The sequence below is a fragment of the Methanobrevibacter sp. genome, from assembly GCF_017409525.1.
Taxonomy (GTDB): Archaea; Methanobacteriota; Methanobacteria; order Methanobacteriales; family Methanobacteriaceae; genus Methanocatella.
In genome coordinates, this window is record NZ_JAFQSO010000014.1 from 131,018 (window position 1) to 152,552 (window position 21,535).

General features: G+C 33.3%; 23 protein-coding genes. 13 read left to right on the forward strand and 10 right to left on the reverse strand.

Going from position 1 to position 21,535, the window contains the following annotated elements:
* Position 1: 1 nt before the first annotated feature.
* The 8 genes from IJE64_RS08930 to IJE64_RS08965 form a co-directional block, all read right to left on the reverse strand.
* Positions 2–271, reverse strand: a complete 270-nt coding sequence (locus IJE64_RS08930; protein ID WP_292784977.1) for a signal recognition particle subunit SRP19/SEC65 family protein — start codon at positions 269–271, stop codon at positions 2–4.
* Positions 272–279: 8 nt separating this feature from the next.
* Positions 280–1,374, reverse strand: coding sequence for a UDP-galactopyranose mutase (gene glf, locus IJE64_RS08935; protein ID WP_292784978.1), 1,095 nt, complete (start codon positions 1,372–1,374; stop codon positions 280–282).
* A gap of 4 nt (positions 1,375–1,378) precedes the next feature.
* Positions 1,379–2,482, reverse strand: a complete 1,104-nt coding sequence (locus tag IJE64_RS08940) for a glycosyltransferase (RefSeq protein WP_292784980.1) — start codon at positions 2,480–2,482, stop codon at positions 1,379–1,381.
* Positions 2,475–3,245 carry a uroporphyrinogen-III synthase gene (locus IJE64_RS08945; RefSeq protein ID WP_292784982.1) on the reverse strand — a complete coding sequence of 257 codons (771 nt, stop codon included), beginning with the start codon at positions 3,243–3,245 and terminating at the stop codon, positions 2,475–2,477. Before IJE64_RS08945 ends, IJE64_RS08940 begins: the two co-directional genes overlap by 8 nt.
* Before the next feature lie 230 nt (positions 3,246–3,475).
* Positions 3,476–4,990 carry a hypothetical protein gene (locus IJE64_RS08950; RefSeq protein ID WP_292784986.1) on the reverse strand — a complete coding sequence of 505 codons (1,515 nt, stop codon included), beginning with the start codon at positions 4,988–4,990 and terminating at the stop codon, positions 3,476–3,478.
* Positions 4,991–5,065: 75 nt separating this feature from the next.
* Positions 5,066–6,061: an acyltransferase gene (locus IJE64_RS08955; protein ID WP_292784988.1), complete on the reverse strand. Its 996-nt coding sequence runs from the start codon at positions 6,059–6,061 to the stop codon at positions 5,066–5,068.
* Positions 6,062–6,076: 15 nt separating this feature from the next.
* The gene (locus tag IJE64_RS08960; protein ID WP_292784990.1) at positions 6,077–7,138 is read right to left on the reverse strand and encodes a glycosyltransferase family 2 protein; all 1,062 of its coding nucleotides are present in this window, start codon (positions 7,136–7,138) and stop codon (positions 6,077–6,079) included.
* Positions 7,139–7,345: 207 nt separating this feature from the next.
* Positions 7,346–8,386: a phosphorylcholine transferase LicD gene (locus IJE64_RS08965; protein WP_292784991.1), complete on the reverse strand. Its 1,041-nt coding sequence runs from the start codon at positions 8,384–8,386 to the stop codon at positions 7,346–7,348.
* Between the two features lie 421 nt (positions 8,387–8,807).
* Here IJE64_RS08965 and IJE64_RS08970 point away from each other — a divergent pair, with 421 nt between their 5' ends.
* From IJE64_RS08970 to IJE64_RS08980, 3 genes are read left to right on the forward strand one after another with little or no spacing between them, the layout of a single operon-like run.
* Positions 8,808–9,647 carry a phosphorylcholine transferase LicD gene (locus tag IJE64_RS08970; RefSeq protein ID WP_292784993.1) on the forward strand — a complete coding sequence of 280 codons (840 nt, stop codon included), beginning with the start codon at positions 8,808–8,810 and terminating at the stop codon, positions 9,645–9,647.
* Positions 9,648–9,678: 31 nt separating this feature from the next.
* The gene (locus IJE64_RS08975) at positions 9,679–10,647 is read left to right on the forward strand and encodes an NAD(P)H-dependent glycerol-3-phosphate dehydrogenase (protein ID WP_292784995.1); all 969 of its coding nucleotides are present in this window, start codon (positions 9,679–9,681) and stop codon (positions 10,645–10,647) included.
* A 12-nt stretch (positions 10,648–10,659) separates the two neighbouring features.
* A complete protein-coding gene (locus IJE64_RS08980; protein ID WP_292784997.1) occupies positions 10,660–11,370 on the forward strand; it encodes a 2-C-methyl-D-erythritol 4-phosphate cytidylyltransferase in 711 nt (236 codons plus the stop codon).
* Positions 11,371–11,408: 38 nt separating this feature from the next.
* Here the strand turns inward: IJE64_RS08980 and IJE64_RS08985 are convergent, their stop codons facing one another.
* Positions 11,409–12,242: a phosphorylcholine transferase LicD gene (locus tag IJE64_RS08985; protein WP_292784999.1), complete on the reverse strand. Its 834-nt coding sequence runs from the start codon at positions 12,240–12,242 to the stop codon at positions 11,409–11,411.
* 149 nt (positions 12,243–12,391) lie between these two features.
* Here IJE64_RS08985 and IJE64_RS08990 point away from each other — a divergent pair, with 149 nt between their 5' ends.
* The 4 genes from IJE64_RS08990 to IJE64_RS09005 all read left to right on the forward strand — a co-directional run bounded on the left by IJE64_RS08990 (position 12,392) and on the right by IJE64_RS09005 (position 16,432).
* A complete protein-coding gene (locus tag IJE64_RS08990) occupies positions 12,392–13,471 on the forward strand; it encodes an alanine--glyoxylate aminotransferase family protein (RefSeq protein WP_292785001.1) in 1,080 nt (359 codons plus the stop codon).
* Positions 13,464–14,792, forward strand: coding sequence for an adenylyltransferase/cytidyltransferase family protein (locus IJE64_RS08995; protein ID WP_292785003.1), 1,329 nt, complete (start codon positions 13,464–13,466; stop codon positions 14,790–14,792). The genes IJE64_RS08990 and IJE64_RS08995 overlap by 8 nt, the downstream gene beginning before the upstream one ends.
* Before the next feature lie 13 nt (positions 14,793–14,805).
* On the forward strand, positions 14,806–15,621 hold the full coding sequence (locus IJE64_RS09000) for a phosphorylcholine transferase LicD (RefSeq protein ID WP_292785005.1): 816 nt from the start codon (positions 14,806–14,808) through the stop codon (positions 15,619–15,621).
* Positions 15,622–15,724: 103 nt separating this feature from the next.
* Entirely contained in the window at positions 15,725–16,432 is a 708-nt protein-coding gene (locus IJE64_RS09005; RefSeq protein WP_292785007.1) for a class I SAM-dependent methyltransferase, read from the forward strand.
* Positions 16,433–16,522: 90 nt separating this feature from the next.
* Here IJE64_RS09005 and IJE64_RS09010 read toward each other — a convergent pair whose 3' ends face one another.
* A complete protein-coding gene (locus IJE64_RS09010; RefSeq protein WP_292785009.1) occupies positions 16,523–16,795 on the reverse strand; it encodes a hypothetical protein in 273 nt (90 codons plus the stop codon).
* 145 nt (positions 16,796–16,940) lie between these two features.
* Here IJE64_RS09010 and IJE64_RS09015 point away from each other — a divergent pair, with 145 nt between their 5' ends.
* The 6 genes from IJE64_RS09015 (at position 16,941) to glmS (ending at position 21,471) form a co-directional block, all read left to right on the forward strand.
* Positions 16,941–17,225, forward strand: coding sequence for a hypothetical protein (locus IJE64_RS09015; RefSeq protein ID WP_292785011.1), 285 nt, complete (start codon positions 16,941–16,943; stop codon positions 17,223–17,225).
* Positions 17,226–17,307: 82 nt separating this feature from the next.
* Complete coding sequence (gene purC, locus IJE64_RS09020; protein WP_292785013.1) at positions 17,308–18,036, forward strand: phosphoribosylaminoimidazolesuccinocarboxamide synthase; 729 nt, start codon at positions 17,308–17,310, stop codon at positions 18,034–18,036.
* A complete protein-coding gene (purS, locus tag IJE64_RS09025) occupies positions 18,037–18,303 on the forward strand; it encodes a phosphoribosylformylglycinamidine synthase subunit PurS (protein ID WP_292785015.1) in 267 nt (88 codons plus the stop codon).
* A gap of 9 nt (positions 18,304–18,312) precedes the next feature.
* The gene (purQ, locus tag IJE64_RS09030; RefSeq protein ID WP_292785017.1) at positions 18,313–18,957 is read left to right on the forward strand and encodes a phosphoribosylformylglycinamidine synthase subunit PurQ; all 645 of its coding nucleotides are present in this window, start codon (positions 18,313–18,315) and stop codon (positions 18,955–18,957) included.
* Positions 18,958–18,966: 9 nt separating this feature from the next.
* Positions 18,967–19,686: a uroporphyrinogen-III C-methyltransferase gene (gene cobA, locus IJE64_RS09035; RefSeq protein WP_292785019.1), complete on the forward strand. Its 720-nt coding sequence runs from the start codon at positions 18,967–18,969 to the stop codon at positions 19,684–19,686.
* The gene (glmS, locus tag IJE64_RS09040; protein WP_292785021.1) at positions 19,687–21,471 is read left to right on the forward strand and encodes a glutamine--fructose-6-phosphate transaminase (isomerizing); all 1,785 of its coding nucleotides are present in this window, start codon (positions 19,687–19,689) and stop codon (positions 21,469–21,471) included.
* Positions 21,472–21,535: the final 64 nt, after the last annotated feature.

The window sequence follows — 21,535 nt, forward strand, 5'->3', positions numbered from 1 at the left end:
ATCAGTTTCTAATTTCCTTAATCTTTAGGCTAACTTCCTTAAGCAATTCCAATTTTGTGCCTTCCCATTCAACAAGGATTCTGCCTGATTTTTCATACCATTTTCCAGGATATGCTCTTTCTCTATCAATATTGTATTGCAAACCAAGTCTTTTCAGTGCCCTTTCGATATCTGAAAGGCTAGGATCCGCTACGGCATATTCCTTTGAGACCTTGCGGCCTTCGGAAAGGCTTAAGTTTTTATCTAAGTATTGTGGCCAAATAGTTATCATATCATCACCTATTTAATCTGATTTTCAAAGATTTCCAATGCATCTTTAACGACTAGGTCCATATTGTAGTATTTGTATTTGGCCAGTCTTCCGGCAAAGATGACATTTTCCTCTTTTTCCATTTCCGCTTTGTATAATTTGAACTTGTCGAGATATTCCTGTGTCGGATAAGGATAGCATTTCTCGCCATTGAATCCGGGATATTCTCTCATGATTGCGGTCTTGTCTTTAACTTCCTGCCAAGTTAGTTTTTTGAATTCTGTAATCCTTGTGAAGTAGGGGTCATTCGGATAGTTGACAACCGCAACATCCTGATATGAATCCTCATCTAAGATTTCATATACGAAGTTTAAACATCTGTATAAAAGTTCTCCATATTTGTAATCATAAAAGTAATCGATAGGGCCGGTATATATCAATGTCTCATAGTCAATCTTGTCGATATAGTCCTTGTAGTCTGAATTCAGCCCGACATGTATATTGTCTGATTTGATCATGTTTTCGCACATTTTGGTAAATCCTTCCTTGGGCATTCCCTGATATGTGTCTGCAAAGTACCTGTCATCGTGATTGAATCTGAATGGGATTCTTGAAATGACGCTGGAGCTCAGATTAGCCGCTGAAGTTCCCCACTGCTTTTCAGTATAGTTTTTAAACAGCTTGTCGTAAATGTCACGGCCGGCATTTTTCAAGACAACATCTTCTGATGATTTCACCTCATCGATGTCTTCCTTGTGCTCTTCAATCCACTCCTTCATTGACTCTTCATCCAAATCAAGGTCATAGAGGGCATTCAAGGTGTCAATGCAGATAGGCATTGGAACGAGCTTTCCATCCACGTAGCTTAAGACCCTGTGAACGTAGTCGTTCCATTCGGTAAACTGTGAGAGATAATCATGGACCTTCTTTTCATTGGTGTGGTAGATGTGAGGCCCGTATTTTTGAATTAATAATCCATCGTCATAAAAGTCATAGACGTTTCCGCCGATGTGCTTTCTCTTTTCGATAACCAATACCTCTTCATCCAATTCGTTAGCAATTCTTTCGGCTATCGTAAGGCCGGAAAGTCCAGCTCCAACGATAACATATTTATAATCAGACATGTCTTTACTCCTTTGAAGTCATTATTTTGGACTCTAATGCTGTTGTCATTGAACTTAGCAGCATTCTGGTTTTCAAGTCGCTTTTATGGATTTTTTTAAGCCTATTCACTTTTTTAAGCAACAGCTTGTTTTCCTCTTTTGTAAAAGGGGAATTCTTCCAGGTGTGCATCCAGTGAAGCAGGTGAGGATTGACGGACACTGTCTGCACCTCTTTTGAAAATCCTTCGGTTTTCTTTCTGCAATAGATGTAGGCTTCCATCAGTTCATCCAAAAGCCTCACGTTAACGTTATTTGTGATTGACTTGTCGTTAGGCAAGTCACGAATGTAATAGTCGTAGGAAATGAAATTGTTCAGATACACGATTCCCTTTGCGTTTAGGAGAGCTTCCAGGGTAAATGCCATGTCATCTCCTGAAACGTATGGCTTGAATCGTATGTCATTGTCCATTATCAATTCCCTTTTGTAGATTTTGCACCATACGGATGGCTGCATTTTCAACAGGTCAGGTTCCTGTTCGATATTGTCGACATGGATTACATCCAGCGGCTTGTCTCTAGGGTAGGTGACTTCCAATGTTTTGCCGTATAAAACTCTTTCAACGACATTGTCCCAAACCACATCGGGGATGTCCAGGAAGTTTGCAGACTCAAAGGTCTCATCAGGATATGTGCTTTCCAGGTCGTCCTTGTAGGGGGAGTATGACTTTTGGACATATCCTCCATACTCGAATATTCTCCTGAAGCGTCCGAATGCCATTTGAGCGTCATATTCTTTAACCGCATCATATAATGTTTCACAGGCATCAGGGGTGTATCTGTCATCGGGGTCTAAAAACATGATGTAGTCACCGGTTGATGCTTCAATACCTGTGTTGCGGGGGGTGTGCGCTCCGCCGCTGTTTGTCTCGTGATGTATTGCAACGCAGCAATCGTATTTTTCAGCATACTCATCAATGATGTCTCCTGATCCATCAGTTGAGCAATCATTGACCATTATGATTTCCAGATTCTCGTTTCCAATAGTTTGATTTATAAGAGAGTCGATTCCACCTTTGAGATGGTCTCCAACATTAAAAATTGGCAAAATAATGCTTATCTTATCATTCATTTTCTTCTCTCCATGTCTTAAATAATAATTCCATCATGTCGGGAACGGTGTAAGTGTCAGGGTAAATGTAGGCAATATCGTATTTTTCCAGAACCCTTGCAGTAATCGGACCAATACAGACTGTCAATAAATTGTCGTTTAAAAGTTTAGCTAGTTTCTGTTTATCTTCAGCTATTTCAAAGAAGGTTTCAACAGTCAGAGGGCTTGTAAATGTAATCGCATCAATTTCTTTGCTTTCGATTTTATCGATAAGCTCTTTGACCGCTTTTTTATCCATCGGAAATAATGACTTATATGCTTCGGCTAAAATCACTTCATTTCCAAGTTCCCTTAAACTTTCGGGCAAAATCGGCCTTGCAGAGGCAGTTCTTGGAATTCCAATGGTCTTTCCAGTAATATTGAGGTTTTTAAACTCTTCGATTAGTCCTTCAGCCGTAAAATCTCGAGGCATCAAATCAACAGTCAAGCCATTTTTTTCAGCTAGTTTCCCAGTTTTATTTCCAATAACGGCCAATTTACAATCTAAATTCTTTAAAAATTCTGGGTAGAATTTGTTCAGCGAAACGATTGTTGTCGGTGATGTGAATACAATCCAGTCAAGCTCATCTTTCCTTTCGACCAATTCCTTTAAGGATTCGCTGTTGATTGGTTCCAAATCAAGTGTGGGCGCAAGAATTGCTTCGCCACCTAGGTTTTCAACAATATCACAAGCCTTTTTTGCCCTATCCTTTGGCCTTGTTATTGCAACTACAGGTTTTGACATTTCATATTACCTTCATTAATTTATAATGTATTATATTTTGTTTTTATTGGTTTATAATGTTTGTCAATTTGATTTAATTTAAAAATTGATTTGGGATTGTAGAATTGCTGAAAATTAATTTAGATATTGAAAATTCATAATTAGTTGGTTTTGGCAGTGATTTTGATAAAGTCGATAAGATTATCAGAATTCATTAAAAAATTAAAAATTAGGAAAGAAATCACTCTTTCCTATTCTTTAAACGGGTTTGAACTGTCATAGGTTTTGCCATCAACGGTTAATGTGTATTCCCCATAGTCAATGTTTCCTGAAACGACTAAATTGGAAACTGTGGAGTCACCGGTCAAGGTCCATGTTGAACCGTCTGCAACATTAATGGTTGTGTTTCCGGTTGAATTGATGGCTCCTTTGAAGTCGGTGTTTTTCATGGTCCAATTCAGGCAGCTGATAGAATCAACGATGACGTCGCCCTCAATGTTTTCATTGTCTGTGTTTACTTCGGCTGTTCCGCCGTTGGATCCTTCATTTCCCCATTGGTTTTGACCTGCAATCTCTAAAAATATGCCGCTTCCAAAGCTTAACTCGGTATTGTCTAGATTAATCACGCAGGCAGTGTTTGTCACATGAAACATCGGAGCTTCTTTGTAGACTGGAGACTCTGAAGGGATTGTTAGTTTGGAGTCGGTGGCGGTGAAGAGTGATGTTCCAACATCGGAATCTCCGCTCATGGACTGGTAGATGAACACTCCGCCCAGATCAACATATTCCTCTCCATCTTGCCTGTTTCCTTCACCGTAACCCTTAAGGTCACAGTTTGTAAGCTCTATTGAGTTCTTGCCTTCAATGCATGCAATTTGTGACACGTAAGCGGTACCCTGCGTATTTTCCACAGTGATGTTTCCGGTCGAATAGATTAAAGGCGAACCTCTGCCGCTGTCTCCGCTTACACCAGTGTTGATTTCAGAGTTTGACACATGCACTTCACCCTCTCCACGATCTGTTGCAAGAGCAGCACAGCTTTGCCCATCAGTGTTGATTACAACATATGAAGCGGTAATCTTGCCATTAAATGTGGCATCAAGACCCCTTGATTTATCGCAGTGTGTTGTTATTTTCACATTGCTGATGGTGGCTTCTGTTGTTCCTTCAACTGTACTTGAACCGGGTTGGCTTCCACCATCACCTCCGGGGGCTTGTCCGCCATCGCCGGAACCTTGTGCTTCAGGTGGTTGTCCTCCTTCACCGCCTTGGTTGGATGCATTCCCATTAGCTTCTGGAGGTTGTCCTTGAGGATTTTCTTGCTGTGAATCTTCACTGCCGGAGCTAGAGCTTTCGGCATTAGTGACAAAAATGCCGTTGGATCCTTCAGAGTTTGTGATGATTTCCACATTTGAAATGTCTAATGTTCCATTTGTGTTAACCAGAATGCCTGAGTTAATGCCATAAAAGTCAGCATCATCACCAGATGAAGCAGTATCTCCGCTTTTGTTGACAATGGAGTTAGCTAATTTTAGGTTTCCTCCATTTCTAATTAAAATGGAGTTATTGTCACTGGCATCCGTGTGGTAAAATCCATTGTTTTCATCCAGACTTTCTGAGTCAACGACAAGGTTTCCTCTGTCTTCAAGTGCATTTGCATCAATATTTATTTGGCGGGTTTGCGACGACTCATTTGTAAATACATATACGCCGGCACCTATGATTATCACAATTGCGATAGTGGCAATTAAAATTTTCCTGTTCATAAAAACTAGTAACTTAGATGTGATATTTAATATTTTTGAATATCCTACTTAAAATGTAGCAAAAAGGTGAATAATCTATACTCCACAAACCTTTTTAATGTATGGAATTTTTGAGAAGACATATGGAAGCAGCCATGACAGGAATATTGTCAGGACAAACATCACTGGGAACAGCAGGTTTGATTTGATTTCGAATGACTCCAGGATTCTTATGATTATTGGATGGGAGAAATACATTCCGTAGCTGCAAATGCTTATCGAAACGATCATTTTTCCTATGAAATTGTCCTTGATGTGCTTAAATGAGGTGATTCTGTCAAGGTATCTGACGAATAGATACATTCCAGACCCCATAAACACTATAGGTACATTCAAATAGATGAGTGAGATGTAGCTCATCTTGCGGTAATCCAGATAGACGAATACGGCCAGTGAAATGATTAGCATAACCAATCCGATAATGCACATCTTCTTATCGGACAGTCTGAATTCCTTGGTATTCAGGTAATAGCCCAAGACGGGATATCCAACGTATCCCGCAAAGCAGTCTAGGTTGAAATCAGGAAACAGCGGATAAGAGCTGAATGTTTTCAGGATGATTGTGAAAAACCAGATGGCCAGGAAATATTTGCAGCCTTTCTCTCCATATTTTTTTATGAATGTGTTGATGATTGGTATGAAGAGGTAAATTCCGATAAGAGTCCAGAAATACCATGTTATTGAGGGATGTCCAATGAATGTGTTCCACATTCCCTCACGGCTGGTATGCAAATACAAAAGCTGAGCCATTATCAGTATGATCCAGAAGATGAACGGATAAACGATTCTGGCAAATCTTCTTTTTAAGAAATCCTTGAGGTCATATTCCCTATTTAAAAGCAATGCTCCGCTAATCATTAAAAAGATAGGGACGCCGACTCTTCCAAGGTCATGGAATGTCATCTGGCCAATGATTTGGGCTTGAGTTGTCAGCGGACCTAAAAAAAGGTCCACATGGCAAACGATAACTGCAATTATTGCAAATGCCCTTAAGAAATCATAATAAAAAATTCGCTCTTTTTTAGTCTTCATAATATCTATTTAGGTTTATAAATGTAATAAATGTTTGATTGCATATCTGAATTTTCTGTAAAATTTTCTTATAAAATTATTGTTGTATAATTTTGAATATATTTCTGAAAGGATTATTGCACGAGTATAATGCTGCTTTAAGATTTCATCGTTTAATAATTTTACTTCTCTTAAAGGCAAATAAATTTCTTCATTAATGGTCGATTCTAGTTCATATACTCTATGAATATTCTCTTTTTTTTCTTTTATAGTCAAATTTGAAAATAATAATATCAGGCTTTGAACACTTGCTCGAATTGGATGTGTTTTTTTAAATGGCACATCTTCAAGTAATTTTAATACTTCTTCAAATCCTTTTAAAAATGCATCGAAAGTTTTTAAATTATGTGAATGGATAATTGAGTCGTTTGAATCAGCAATATTATATATGTAGAGCGCATCATTTGGTAAGAATGTAATTTTTTTAGAGTTTATTAACGTTTTATAATAGAAATAGGCATCTTCAGATAATGAATCTTCAAGGAATCTAATGTTATTTTTCATTATTACATTTTTGTCAAATATTTTTCCCCAAGGAGACACATGGTAATAAGTTGTTTTTCTAAAATTTTCCTCATTTAATAAAGGGTCAAAGTTAATTAAATCATAATCTTCATCACTTTCATGTAAGATATTAACTTTAACTTTGTCGTTTTCAAGATTCCAATAATGAGTAGCCATTACAAAATCAGATTTCTCTTTAGTAATTGTGTTGTAGTAGATTTCAAATGCATTTGGCAGATACTCATCATCTGCATCTAAGAATACTAAATAGGGGGCATGAGCATTGTCAATACCAATGTTTCGAGGTTTACCTGGAAATCCTGAATTTTTTTCTAAATGAATTCCATTAATATTTTCATATTTTTCAGAATATGAATCAATGACCTTTTTTGAATTATCTCTAGAGTTATCATTAACTATGATTAATTCGATATTATCAAAACCAATGCTTTGATTAATAACAGATTCAATAGCTGTTTTTAATGTTTCTTCAGCATTATAAACTGGAATTATGACACTAATCTTATAATCCATTTATTGTTCTCCAAAACCTTTTTTTAGAGTTATTTATTGCCATAAACAATAAAATTTAATGATTAATATAGTTTTTTATATTTCTACTATTTATATTAATCATTGTTCTTTATTCAATAAATCATCAATTTTAGTCGACTTTGTAATTTATCTAAATTCCTTTTTTGGGCAGGGTAATAATAAGCTATTTTTTTTCACTGACAAATTTTATTCAAAATTATCATTTATTTCTTTTAAATAAGCAATGACCTTTTTAAATTCCAAATCTAGTTCTTCTTGTGTTTCAAATAATGTTTGGTTATATTCACTATAATGGTGCATTACAATGTTATCGGGAATATTCATATAATCTTCCCCGAACCATAATTTAAGGAATTCTATAGGTTTATTTGGAATTTTTAACTCATATCCTTCAAATTTTGTAGTTTTCAAAGGGAATATGACATTGGAATCAATAACACCAGCATCTTCGATGTAGGATCCATCTAATCCTTCGCCAATGAAATTTGTTTTATGTGGTGTTAATCCTAATTTTTCATATCTTTCATTAAATTCTTTTTCAAAAGAGAAATCCTTTTCATAATATAAATTTCTAAGATAATATTTGTGGCCTAAGTAATTTTTTGTATAATAATCTACTGATTCTTCTTTTATATAGTCAAATGGAAATATATCTAATTTTACCATAGGTTTTAACCAACCTAACTGTAAAAATGCAGACCTTCCTAACCCTGGTTGATTAAAAAATTTATCATGTCCAACTTCTTTATCATATGCACTATGAAAATCTTTATAATAATTTTCTTCACGATTAATTAATCTAGTTAAAGTACAATTTTCTTTAAAGAATTCATGTTTGCTAATTTCTTTAGGCAATATCTCAATTAATTTATTGTAATCAGATCTCATCATTAAAATATCACAATCGTCGTCCCATGGTATGAAACCATTATGACGAATACCTCCTAAAAGAGTTCCATATAGTAAACAATATTCCATATCATATTTTTTACATATATTGTCAATAAATCTTAATAATTCAACATATAATGATTGGACATCTTTAAGTGTACCTGTAACTTTTATATTCGTATGTTTAATTAGAAAATTTGACATTTCATTTGGTTTCGGGTAACTGGGACTACTTTTTGAATGTGCAAATTTTGCAAGTCTCATGCCATATAATAAAAGAGTTTCAGATTTTTGAATTTTTTTAGGTAATTTTTTATAGAGTTTACTAAAATCCATATTATTTCCCCATTTTTATTTAAAATTGTAATTCAATAGCTGTTCTTATGTTATTTTAAATTAGATGATTATCGTTCAAACGTGGAATTATTATTCTCAAATGGAATATTATAATATTTCATCTAATTGAAGTCATGTTATGGTGTATATTATATATAGTGTATATATTTTATATATCTTTTTTTGATATAATGCTTTAAATCCTATTTTCTAAACTACGTTTGATTTAGACAGTAGAATTCAATGGGGTAAATGTTATTTGGGATTTTTTTTAATCCTGTTCTTTAACATTCATCGTTGATTTTTCTTGTTTTTATATTGAAACTCATTAATCTTGTATAATCTTTTAAATAACAAAAATTAAGTTAGAGTTGTGTTTTATCCTTTATCTTTATATACGATTTTGAATAGATAAAAATTCATGAGTGTAGGGGAATTTAAAAAGTATTCTGATGAAGAAATAAAGCATTTGCAAGAAATTGAATTAATGATTCTCAAAGATGTTGTAAGTATTTTAGATAAACATAATTTAAAATATTATATGTATGGAGGTTCTCTTTTAGGAACCATTAGACATAAAGGTTTTATTCCTTGGGATGATGATATTGATATCATTTTATTTAGAGATGATTTTGATAAAGCGTTAGATATCCTCTACAATGAGTTACCTGAAAAATACGATCTTATTCAAATGGATTACATTGAGGATTGCTTTGGCTCCTTTGCAAAAGTCTCACTAAAAAATACTACCTTTAGCCGTTGGTATACTTCGTATGTTAAATATGAACTGGGAATTAATATCGATTTATTTATATTGGATAATATTCCTAAAAGTGACTTTTTAGGCAAATTGCATCATTATGGATATATCTTTTTTTACCAATTTGTTATTAATTCATGTATTAAGGTGGATATGTACACTAAATTTAGAACTAAATTGCATCATGCAGTTTATGATATTTTAAATTTTATCCCAATAAATCGTAGAACTTGGAAGAAATTACTCACAAAAGAAATGACTTTTTTTAACAATAAAAAAACTGAAAGAGTTGTGGATTGTTTTAATCTAGCAGGATATATGCCTTATCAAAGAGATGATTTTGAACCCGCAATCAAAGCTAAATTTGAAGATTTTGAAGTTAAAATTCCAAAAAATTATGATAAAATTCTAACTCAGATTTATGGGGATTATATGAAAGTTCCTCCAAAGGAAGATAGGTATAATGCAGCTCCTGAAATTCTAGATTTTGGGGAGTATTAGTTTTTATATTTTAAAAATCAAATTATAAATTATGTTTTCGAATATCGGTGTTGTTGGTGCAGGTGCTATGGGAACAGCTATTTCCCAAACTATTTGTGAAAATACTCAAAATGTTTTATTATATGCTAGGCGGGAAGAAATTGTTAATTCAATAAATAAAACTCATTTTAATAGGGATTATTTTCCAAATATTCGTTTAGAAGAAAATATTATTGCTATTAATGATTTAAAAGAGTTAAAAGATGCTGAATTAATCTTTTTAACATTACCTTCATCTACGATTAGGGAAGTTTCCCGTAATTTAAAGGATATTATTTCTGATGATTGTGTTCTTGTTAATACAGCAAAAGGTTTGGAAAAAGGATCTCAAAAAAGAATGAGTGAGGTTATTGAAGAAGAAATTGGCAGGTCTGCTGCAGTGTTGTCTGGACCCAATATTGCTTCTGAAATGGTTGAACGGACATTCTCTTCCGCATCTGTTGCATGTAAAAATAAAGAATACCTTGAAAAAGTTAATAAAGCATTGTCCACTTCTAAATTCAAAGTTTCTGCGAGTGATGATGTGATTGGCGTAGAATATTGTGGTGTTATTAAGAATGTAATTGCAATTTCACAAGGGATTTGTGAAGGAATGAAAATAAATGATAATGCACGTTTTTCAGTATTTACAAAAACTTATAATGAAACAAAAGATTTAATTGAAAAATTTGGTGGGAATCGCAGTACTGTTGATGATTACTGCGGTTTTGGAGATATTATTACAGCTTCAACTTTAAATGTAAGTAGAAATCATACTTTAGGCGTTTTATATGGTCAAAAAATTGTTATTGACGAGAAGGAATCAGGAGTTCTTTTTGAAGGAAAAAACACAATCATTATAATGAAAGAATTATGCGAACAATATAATATTGATTGTGCAACAGTTGATTTTACTTATGATGTAATTATTAATAGAATTAATCCAAAAAAAGCATTTGTAAAGTTTTGGGATAAATTATAAGGGGGATGTTTAATGATTTGCGCAGCCATGTTAGCGGGAGGAATAGGAACTAGATTAGAACAAGGGAAACCTAAACAATTTGTTTATATTAATAATAAACCTATCCTTGTTCATTCAGTAGAAAAATTCTTAAATGTTGCAAAATTTGATAAGATTATTGTTTCCTCTCCAAAAGAGTTTATTGGTGAAACAAAAGAATTAATTGAGGAACATTTCCCAAAAAATGATAAACTTGTAGTTATTGAAGGTGGCTTAACTCGTAATGGAACCATTTTGAATTCTATTAAGTATATGAAAGACCAAAATTGCGAAAAAGATTCTATTTTAGTAACTCATGATGCATCAAGGATATTTGTATCTGAAAAACTAATTGAAGACAGTATTAAATATGCAATTGAAGTTGGTGCGGCTAGTGCAGTAATACCTGCTACAGATGTTATATTTGAATCTAAAGAAAAAGGAAAACTCACTGATATTCCATTAAGGAAATATCTACTTCATGCACAAACTCCGCAATCATTTAATATTGATAAATTCTTAGAAATTTACACAGATTTATCTGAGGATGAAATTGCTAAATTAGATGAGGCAATGATGCTTTTCTATTTAAGAAATGCGGATGTGAAGTTATTTCGGGGTGATCAAGGTAATTTTAAAATAACTCGTCCTTTTGATATTACCTTAGCAGAAGCTATTTTTAAAAATTCACATGCTTCTAAATAAATGTATTAAATGATGTAGTGGGATACATTTTTCTATTTTTAGTATTTTCCAAAATCAATTTCCTCTGGAGCAGGATTAAATCTGGATTCTTCTGGAGGTAACTCCATGTAATTGTTAAAATCCATCCTTAATATCTTATCATAATTATTAGGTATGTTCACTTCTAAATCTTCGAATTTTGCTTTTTTTATAGGCAACCAATCGGTTTTAAAAGAAATGGGCATCAAATTTTCGGATGGGAAATCGCATACCTCTTCACAGTTTTCATATTGGTATTTGGAAAATGATTTCACGCATTTTTTCTTTATTGTGGATGGTGAGATAGGAATTATCTTTAATGTATAATATATTGTCTGTTGAACTAGTTCTTTTATTTTAGAATTGTTTTTAAATTTAAGTATGGAATACATTGTTAACTGGTTTAATGAAAAACATGTCCATCTATGGATGAACTTTTTAAATTTGTTATTTGGAACATTATCCAAAATAAAAATATCAAGGAAGATGTTTGGCGTATAATCAACTTGGTCAGCCCACCATTCCTTAAAAAGAGTATTTTTTAGCGTTAATCTTCCCCAGGTATAATGGTATGTTTCCTCATTTAAAACATTAAAAAATCCATATTTTTCATCAATGTTCTTTTCAAAAATCTTATTTAATTTTTCAAAGTCTTCTCTAAACATGATTACATCAATATCGTCATCCCATGGAATGAATCCTTGATGTCTTATAGTTCCAAGCAAACTCCCGGCATACATAAAATAGGTTAAATCGTGTTCTTCACAAACTTCAATGAAATATTTAAAAAGTTTCATTTCGACTTGTTGTAAATGTTTCAATGTTTCGTCATCGTATCGTTTTGATTTAATCATATTATGTTCCTTCTATTTTTCGTTTTATTGATTAAATTAAATTTTAATAATTTAAATTATTATTGGAAATTTTTAAATATTTCTTTTTTTAGAATATATCTATATAAAATAATATAAATTTTTTTTTAATGTATTAAGGAAGTCATTTTATGTTAAATTTCACTGTTGGTCCTGTAATGAGTAGTGAGTCTGTTAGAAAAATTGGAGGTGAACAGACTCCTTATTTTAGAAACGATGAATTTTCAAAAGTAATGATTGAAAATGAAGAACTGATGAAAGAGTTTGTATATTCTAGTGATGATTCAAGAGTAGTATTCATTACTGGATCTGGCACCGCTTCTATGGAAACCACGGTTATGAATGTCTTTGATGAGAATGATAAGGTTTTAATTGTTAATGGAGGGGGTTTTGGTCAGAGATTTGTTGATTTATGTAATATTCACAATATTGCAAACGATGAGATAAAACTCGATTTTGGAAGTGATATTACAAAAGAAATTCTTGATTCATATTCAGATAAAGGATATACTGGATTTTTAGTTAACATTTGTGAGACTAGCTCCGGAGTATATTATAATTTGGATTTGATAAGTGATTTTTGCAAAGAAAATAACATTTTCTTGGTTGTTGATGCTATTAGCTCATTTTTGGCCAATCCATTAAACATGCAAGAACAAAACATCGATGTTGTCATTACAGGTTCTCAAAAAGCTTTGGCTTGCCCTCCGGGTGTTTCTATTATTGTTTTGGGCCCCAATGCTTTAAAAAGGGTTGAAGATAATCAAGTCAAATCAATGTATTTTGACATAAAAGACATGTTAAAAAATGGTGAAAGGGGTCAAACTCCATTTACTCCTGCAGTAGGTATATTATTGCAAATTAATCAAAGACTAAAAGAAATCGAATCTCAAGGTGGTGTAGAATCGGAGGTTGAAAGGATAAAAAGTCTAGCTGAAGATTTTAGAGATAGGATTTCTGATTTGCCATTGGAGATTAAAACAGAATCTCTATCCAATTCAGTTACTGCAATCTTTTGTAAAAGTGAAAATGCTTCTGTGATTGTGGATAAATTAAAATTAGAGTATAATATTTGGGTAAATCCAAATGGTGGAGATATTAAAGATAAAATGTTTAGAGTGGGGCATATTGGTGATTTAACAATTGATGATAATGATAAATTAATCGATGCGTTACATGATTTAGAAAAACGAGGTATACTTCATGATTAAGGTTATAACATATGGGACATATGATTTGTTCCATTATGGACATCAAAGATTGCTGGAACGAGCAAAGGAATTAGGGGATTATTTGATTGTTGGTGTTACTGCAGATGATTTTGACAAGCAAAGAGGTAAAATCAATGTAAAACAATCATTGATGGAAAGAATAGAATCTGTAAGAGCAACAGGGTTGGCCGATGAAATTGTCATTGAAGAATATGAAGGCCAGAAAATTGATGATATAAAAAGATTTGAAGTAGATATTTTCACTGTCGGGTCTGATTGGGTTGGACACTTTGATTATCTTAAAGAATATTGTGATGTGGTTTATCTTGATAGGACTGAAGGTGTTTCAAGTTCGGATATCAGATCCAAGAACAGAAGTGTTAATTTAGGTCTTGTTGGTGAAGGAAATATCTTGAAAAAATTTTATGATGAATCTAAATTTGTTAATGGAATTGGAGTAAATGCAATTCTAATGGATAATGAAGAGGAAAGGAAATGCTATGAAAACGATGATTTAACATTTGCTGAGGATTATGATGAATTGTTAAACCTTGTTGATGCAGTTTATATTGTTTCTCATCCTACTAAACATTATGCACAAATTAAAAAAGCATTAAATAAAGGTAAACATGTTTTATGCGAATCTCCTTTTGCATTAAAAAAGGGAGAGTATATTGAACTTGAAAATTTAGCTTTTAAAAATGATTTAATATTGATGGACTCAATTAAAACTGCTTACTCTACTGCATATAATAGATTGTTGTTGTTGCTTAAAGGTGGAAAAATTGGTGACGTTTACTCTATTGATGCAACATGTACAAGTTTAAGGGAGTATGATGATAATTCTTGGAGTAGTATCACAGCATGGGCGCCAACAGCACTTTTACCGATTTTCCAAATTTTAGGCACTGATTATAAGAATAAATCAATTAACTCATTAATTTTAGAAGATAAACCAAATTTTGATTTATTTACAAAAATTGATTTTCAATATGAAAATGCTGTTGCATCAATTAAAGTTGCAAATGGCGTAAAATCCGAAGGAGAATTAATAATCTCAGGTTCTGAGGGGTATGCTTATGTTCCTGCTCCATGGTGGAAAACAGATTATTTTGAGTTAAGGTATGAAAACCAAGAAGACAATAAAAAGTATTTCTACCAGTTAGATGGTGAAGGAATAAGATATGAGCTTGTGGCATTTGCAAAATCGATTGAAATTGGAAAAAGTAATGCATACATAGATTTTGAAGTTTCAAAAGCAATTTGCAAGATAATGGAAGATTTTGAAAATAATGATGTAAATAGTATTAAGAAATACTGACATTGGCGATAAGATGGGTGATGGGGATAATCTTCAACATATTAAAGATGTTGAATTAATGATTTTGAGTGATTTTTCAAAAATTTGTGATGAAAATGATATTGAATATTATCTAATCTATGGAACCCAAATTGGTGCAATTAGACATCAGGGTTTCATTCCTTGGGATGATGATGTTGATGTGCTTTTGTTTAGGAAAGACTATGAAAAATTTCTAAATGTAATGGAAGATAATCCTAATGAAAAATATACAATTTTTGATTCAAGATATAATAGTGAATATTTCTTTCAATTTGGTAGAATGTCCTTGAATGATACATATTGGGCAGAGTATTGGGATGAACAGGTATCTTTTAAATTGGGGATTCATATAGATTTATTTATTTTGGATAATTTGCCAGATAATAAGTTTAAACGAAAATTATTTATTCAAAGATGTTATTATCTAGCAAGATTATATTCTATTTCTGTTTTGAAATTTGATAATTATTCAAAAGGAATGAATTTTATTTTAAATTGCGCACATAATTTATTAAATCTAATTAATATTACTCCCGGTTATTTCCAAAAAAAATTATCTAGGTTATTTAGAAAATATGAAAGTAGTAGTGGAGAATATGTCACTGATTTAACCTTGATGGAAAGGGTAACTTTTAAAAAAGATGATTATAAACCTCCAAAAAAAATTAAATTTGAAAATCTAAATAGTTACATTCCTAATAATGATTTCAATACTTTAAATCCTATTTATGGTGATTATATGCAACTTCCTCCTGAAGAAGAACGGGTTGCGCATGTTTTAAATGAAATAGATTTTGGTGAATATTAATTTGATAAGTTTATTGTAAATTATCTTTATCAACAATATTTAAATAATTTTAATGGTCAATATCATAGTATATAGGTTATTAAAAACATTCGGTGGAGAGATTATGTCTAGATTATATGGAGATAAGGAAGATATCAATACAGATAAAGTAAAAGATTTCTTCAATAAAAGAGCAAATAAAGAGTTTGATAGTGATTTATCTATTGTATTATTCCAAGATAAGGAGAATTCCGAACAAAGGCACAAGGAAGAGAAAAAATTATTGTTCGAAAACATTGACATTGCTGGCAAGAAAGTCATTGAAATCGGCTGCGGAATCGGCAGATGGGCTGAGGCATTACATGATAAGTGTGAGTCATTTTTAGGCCTTGATTTCTCGGAAGATCTCATTGAAATAGCTAATAATTCACAAAATTATGGTAACTGTAAGTTCCAGGTAATGTCAGCCACTGATATTAAAGTTGATGAGCTATTGATTGAACCCCCTTTTGATGTAGTTATTTTCAGTGGATTTCTGATGTACATTAATGATGGAGACATTGGAAAGATAATGGAGGAAGTCAATAAGATAGGTTCTGAAAACATGAAAATATTTGCAATGGAACCAATTTCATGTATGGAAACAAGACTGACTCTTAAGGATTTCTATTCTGAAGGTTTGGAATCAGATTATAGTGCTATTTACAGAACTGAAGATGAATACATTGAGGTTTTTAAAAAATTGAATTGCAATAATATTTTTTCAGATGACATATTTAAAGATTTAAGCGATCATACAGAAACACAATATAAATTTTTCATTGTTGAATAATATTTTTTTTTAAAATGGTTAGGCATGTTCTAACCTTAAAACATTTTTTTTAGTTATATTACATAAATTAGATATAAAAATATAATATAACTATTTATGATTTTGGAAAATAGGTATTAGTTTAGGTAAAAAATTATCAAAATTAAATTCATTATTTTGCTGATTTAATTGAGTGGTGTTTGTTTTGTTTGAATCATGATGAACTACACTACTGTTGGTTGTATTGTTTGAATCTTGATGAACTCCGTTACTGTTGTTTGTTTTTAAGGTAGGCTCAATACTTTCGCTATAATAAACCCCAGCAATTAAACCTAAAATACATAATAAAAACATGAGAAGTATCACGGTATCTTTCATATTCATAATTTATAATATTGATTTTTTTGATATATAAATTAATAGAAAAGTATTTCAACGCTCATTTTCATATACTAAAAGAAAGCTTAAATGAATTGAAATATTGCAAGCTTTATTGTAATGCAGTTTAGGATACATGGAATGGATAAACATGATTTTTAAAGATTTATTAGAACATTTTAAAATAATTGAAGAATTTCCAGATTATTTGTCAAATCAAACGTTCAACGAGGTCTTTTTGGATGGTGATTTCTCAAAAACAGGCAAGGAGTATAAAATTGAAGTCACAACACGTCAGAATGTCACTCACCAGATGTTTATAAAACCGGGTGATGACTATCCTGTCATCATAATGTCCGTGCTTCCGAACGGCTCCTTGAATGGCATGAAGTTTGGACAGACACAAAGTGATGTGAAATATATTAATGAATTGTAAAAACAGCTCTTTTTTTAACTACTTTTATATAATATTTTAATCAAAAATTATAATATAATAATTTAATAATTTTGTTGATATCATGGACAAAAAAGAGTTAATTAATTCTGGAAAAGTAAAAAGTGTCTTCACCACTGAAAATGATGATGAGGTCATTATTGAGTTTAGGGATGACATGACTGCAGGCGATGGTGCAAGAAAGGAAGTGATGAACAATAAAGGAGCTTACAATGCTGTAATTTCTGCAAAAATTTTCAAGGTTTTAGAGGAAAACGGCGTTGAGACCCAATTCATTGACCTTCCGGAACCTAACGTCATGCTTGCAAAGAAACTTGAAATGATTCCGATTGAAGTGATTGTTCGCAACATTGCCACAGGCAGCTTAGTCCGCAAATATCCGATTGCAAATGGTACTAAATTAGACCCTCCAATCGTTCAAATGGATTATAAGGATGATGAATATCATGATCCAATGCTCAATCGTTCTCTTATCGATGCATTAGGAATAGCTACCCAAAAGGAAGTTGACATTCTAGTTGAAAAGGCTTTGAAAATCAATGAAGTCTTAACAGAATTCCTTGCCGATGCTGGAATAATCCTGGTTGATTTTAAAGTCGAGTTCGGTAAGGATAAGGATGGAAACATTCTTTTAGGTGATGAAATATCTCCTGATGGATGCAGATTATGGGATAGCGAAACCCTCGACATGTTGGATAAGGAGTTATTCAGAAAAGGAAAAGATGATGAAGTGATGGCTGCTTATGTAGAAGTATATAATAGAATTATTCCAGATGATGAGAAGGTGATTTAGATGTTATTTGATATTGAAGTAAAAATTTCTCTTAAAAGCGGTATGTTAAACCCTGAAGCAACAACCATTGAAAGGTCCCTTGAATTGCTTGGTTATGATGTAAACAATGTTAAGACTGTTGAGATTATCAAATTCCAAATGGAAGGGGAAGACAGGGAAGTAATCAGGGAAAATGTAATTGACATGTGTGAAAGATTACTTTGTAATCCGGTAATTCATGATTATAAAATCAATGTCATTCCGCAAAACATGGCTTGCGGCAAATAAGGTGAGAAAATGAAAATTGGCGTAATCAGATTTCCGGGAACTAATTGTGACAGGGATGTTGCACAGGCTATTGAGCTAGCGGGCCTCACTCCAGAATACATTTGGTGGAGCGAGGAAAAGTTAACAGACTATGACGGCATTGTTATTCCTGGTGGATTTTCATATGGGGATTACTTGAGAGCAGGCGCAATGGCTTCCATTACTCCAGTAATTGATGGGATAAAAGAACTTGTAAAAGAAGAAAAACCAGTTTTAGGAATCTGTAACGGGGCTCAAATTTTAGGGGAAATAGGTCTTGTTCCAGGCATTTTCATCACTAATGAATATCCCAAATTCAATTGCGAATGGGTTGATTTGAAGGTTGCAACTTCAAGGACTCCATTTACAAAGGCATTCAAAACAAATCAAACAATCGCTCTTCCTATCGCTCATGCTGAAGGAAGATTTTACACAGAAGACATTGATTTGTTGAAAGACCAGGATCAAATCGTTTTGCAGTTTGAAGGCAAAAACCCTAACGGTTCTATGGAAGCTATCACAAGCGTATGCGATGAATCTGGTTTGGTGTGTGCAATGATGCCTCATCCTGAAAGAGCCTGTGAAGACTTGTTTGGTTCTGATGATGGTTTAAACTTCTTTAAAGGATTTTTATAAGTGATTTGGATGGTAGTTTATTTAATTGGTGCAGGTCCGGGGGATGCTGATTTAATAACACTTAAAGCTGTAAAGGCATTGAACAAGGCTGATGTCGTTTTGTATGATTATTTGGCTAATGAGGAAATATTGGCCCATGCACCCGATAGTGCAGAAAGAATATATGTCGGTAAAAAAGCGGGCGAACATTATAAGACACAGGATGAAATCAATGAATTAATCATCGAGCAGGCTAAAAGCCATGAAAATGTTGTAAGGCTTAAAGGAGGAGATCCTTTTGTCTTTGGTCGTGGCGGTGAAGAGATATTGGCTTTAATGGAACATGATATCAAATTTGAAGTAATTCCTGGAGTGACTTCAGCTATTGGAGCGCCGACTTCACTAGGGCTACCTGTAACTCACAGGGCAGTTGCAACATCACTCACTGTTGTAACTGGTCATGAGGACCCAACAAAAGCAGAAAGTCAAGTTCATTGGGACTATACTGCAGATACATTAATTATTTTAATGGGAATTGGAAATATCAAGGAGAACACTGCTGAAATTATGAAATATCGCTCAGCCGACACTCCGGTTTGTGCCATTGAAAGCGGAACATTGCCTGATGAAAATATAGTTTTCGGTACATTGCGTGATATTTCGGATAAAAAAATCAACACTCCTGCTATTTTAATTATTGGGGATGTTGTAAAGCTTTATAAGGACATTTATGATTATCAAGGTGATTAGATGTGTGGAATTGTAGGTTGTATATTGAAAGATGATGAGGATGTAGCGCCTATTCTTTTTGACTGTATTTCTAAATTGGAATATAGGGGTTATGATTCGATAGGTCTTGCGACATTTTCAGATGGAAAAATCCACATCAAAAAGGATAAGGGAAAAATAGATGAAGTGAACAGAAGTTTGGATTTAACAGACATGCCAGGTAATTTTGGAATAGCTCACGTTCGTTGGGCAACCCATGGTGACCCTTCTAAGCTGAATGCGCACCCTCATGTTGATGAAGAGAATACCGTTGCTGTAGTTCACAATGGTATCATTGAAAATTATCTTGAAATTAAGGAAAAGTTAACTCTCGAAGGGCATGTATTCAAGTCTGATACAGACACTGAGGTAATCCCTCACTTGATTCAAAAATTCATGGCTGAAAAATTCGACCTTGAACATGCAGTCAGGAAAACAATTGAAATAATCGAGGGAGCATATGCAATTGCTGCAATCAGTATAAACGAACCAAACAAGATTGTCGCAACTCGTAAGGACTCTCCATTGATAGTAGGACTTGGTGAAGACGGCTATTATTTAGCATCTGATTCTCCCGCGATTTTAAAATATGCAAAGGACATAATCTATCCTGAAAAGGGAGAAATAGTGATTGTGGACAAGGAAGGAGTCATTGTTCACGATGAATTCGATAATGTTGTTAACAAGGAAATCGAAACCATTAACTGGACTCCTGAAATGGCTGAAAAAGAAGGCTATGATCATTTCATGATAAAGGAAATCAATGAACAGGCCACTGCCGTTAGAAATACATTGACTCAAAAAGACAACATTCAGGAAATTATCGATGATATTGATGATATTCAAAGAATCTGTTTTGTTGCATGCGGAACCTCTTATCATGCATCACTGACAGGCAAATACTTGATAGAATCCCTTGCAGGAATTCCAACCGATGTGATTCTCGCTTCGGAGTTCAAATATTCCGCAAATACTTTGGATGACAAAACATTAGTCATTTTCATATCACAATCCGGTGAAACCGCAGATTCACTTAAGGCTTTGGATGTGGCCAATCAGACATCAAAGACTTTAGGAATCATTAATGTTGCAGGATCATCCATCACAAGGAGGGCGGATTATGTTATTCAGACCCAAGCAGGCCCTGAAATTGGAGTTGCAGCAACAAAAACATATGTGGCACAACTGACTTCAATCTATTTATTTGCAGCATTGCTTTCCAAAAACATTGAATTGCTAAAGGAACTTGATAATGTGCCTGATTTCATCGATGAGACTTTGGAAGATGTCGAATACATCAAAGAGCTTTCCAAAAGATACAACTATGCCCGTGACTTTTTCTATTTGGGAAGGGGATATTCCTACCCAACAGCTCTTGAGGGAGCCCTGAAGCTTAAGGAAATCACTTACATTCATGGTGAAGGATATGCTGCTGGTGAGCTAAAGCACGGTCCTTTGGCTTTGATAGATGAAGGAATCCCTGTCGTTGTAATAATACCTCCTGGAGACAATTACAGAAAAACCATGAGTAATCTGGAAGAGGTCAAATCCCGTGGGGCAAATGTATTGGCCATCGGTTCAAAAAATGACGAGTCACTTAAAAGTAAAGTTGATGCGGTCATTGGCATAAATGATAATGTTAAAGAAATCATTGCACCTTTGGTTTATGTGGTGCCATTGCAATTGATTGCCTATTACATTACTCTTGAAAAGGGTCATGACCCTGACAAGCCTAAGAATTTGGCAAAATGCGTAACTGTAGAATAAGGTGTTTTCAACCTTTTTTTACAATTTCTATTTTTTTATTATTTCTGCTTTAAATCTTGTTTTA

Coding starts and splice junctions, on each gene's coding strand:
- IJE64_RS08930 (WP_292784977.1), bottom strand. CDS start 271: ATGATAACTATTTGGCCACAATACTTAGATAAAAACTTAAGCCTTTCC.
- glf (WP_292784978.1), bottom strand. CDS start 1,374: ATGTCTGATTATAAATATGTTATCGTTGGAGCTGGACTTTCCGGCCTT.
- IJE64_RS08940 (WP_292784980.1), bottom strand. CDS start 2,482: ATGAATGATAAGATAAGCATTATTTTGCCAATTTTTAATGTTGGAGAC.
- IJE64_RS08945 (WP_292784982.1), bottom strand. CDS start 3,245: ATGTCAAAACCTGTAGTTGCAATAACAAGGCCAAAGGATAGGGCAAAA.
- IJE64_RS08950 (WP_292784986.1), bottom strand. CDS start 4,990: ATGAACAGGAAAATTTTAATTGCCACTATCGCAATTGTGATAATCATA.
- IJE64_RS08955 (WP_292784988.1), bottom strand. CDS start 6,061: ATGAAGACTAAAAAAGAGCGAATTTTTTATTATGATTTCTTAAGGGCA.
- IJE64_RS08960 (WP_292784990.1), bottom strand. CDS start 7,138: ATGGATTATAAGATTAGTGTCATAATTCCAGTTTATAATGCTGAAGAA.
- IJE64_RS08965 (WP_292784991.1), bottom strand. CDS start 8,386: ATGGATTTTAGTAAACTCTATAAAAAATTACCTAAAAAAATTCAAAAA.
- IJE64_RS08970 (WP_292784993.1), top strand. CDS start 8,808: ATGAGTGTAGGGGAATTTAAAAAGTATTCTGATGAAGAAATAAAGCAT.
- IJE64_RS08975 (WP_292784995.1), top strand. CDS start 9,679: ATGTTTTCGAATATCGGTGTTGTTGGTGCAGGTGCTATGGGAACAGCT.
- IJE64_RS08980 (WP_292784997.1), top strand. CDS start 10,660: ATGATTTGCGCAGCCATGTTAGCGGGAGGAATAGGAACTAGATTAGAA.
- IJE64_RS08985 (WP_292784999.1), bottom strand. CDS start 12,242: ATGATTAAATCAAAACGATACGATGACGAAACATTGAAACATTTACAA.
- IJE64_RS08990 (WP_292785001.1), top strand. CDS start 12,392: ATGTTAAATTTCACTGTTGGTCCTGTAATGAGTAGTGAGTCTGTTAGA.
- IJE64_RS08995 (WP_292785003.1), top strand. CDS start 13,464: ATGATTAAGGTTATAACATATGGGACATATGATTTGTTCCATTATGGA.
- IJE64_RS09000 (WP_292785005.1), top strand. CDS start 14,806: ATGGGTGATGGGGATAATCTTCAACATATTAAAGATGTTGAATTAATG.
- IJE64_RS09005 (WP_292785007.1), top strand. CDS start 15,725: ATGTCTAGATTATATGGAGATAAGGAAGATATCAATACAGATAAAGTA.
- IJE64_RS09010 (WP_292785009.1), bottom strand. CDS start 16,795: ATGAATATGAAAGATACCGTGATACTTCTCATGTTTTTATTATGTATT.
- IJE64_RS09015 (WP_292785011.1), top strand. CDS start 16,941: ATGATTTTTAAAGATTTATTAGAACATTTTAAAATAATTGAAGAATTT.
- purC (WP_292785013.1), top strand. CDS start 17,308: ATGGACAAAAAAGAGTTAATTAATTCTGGAAAAGTAAAAAGTGTCTTC.
- purS (WP_292785015.1), top strand. CDS start 18,037: ATGTTATTTGATATTGAAGTAAAAATTTCTCTTAAAAGCGGTATGTTA.
- purQ (WP_292785017.1), top strand. CDS start 18,313: ATGAAAATTGGCGTAATCAGATTTCCGGGAACTAATTGTGACAGGGAT.
- cobA (WP_292785019.1), top strand. CDS start 18,967: ATGGTAGTTTATTTAATTGGTGCAGGTCCGGGGGATGCTGATTTAATA.
- glmS (WP_292785021.1), top strand. CDS start 19,687: ATGTGTGGAATTGTAGGTTGTATATTGAAAGATGATGAGGATGTAGCG.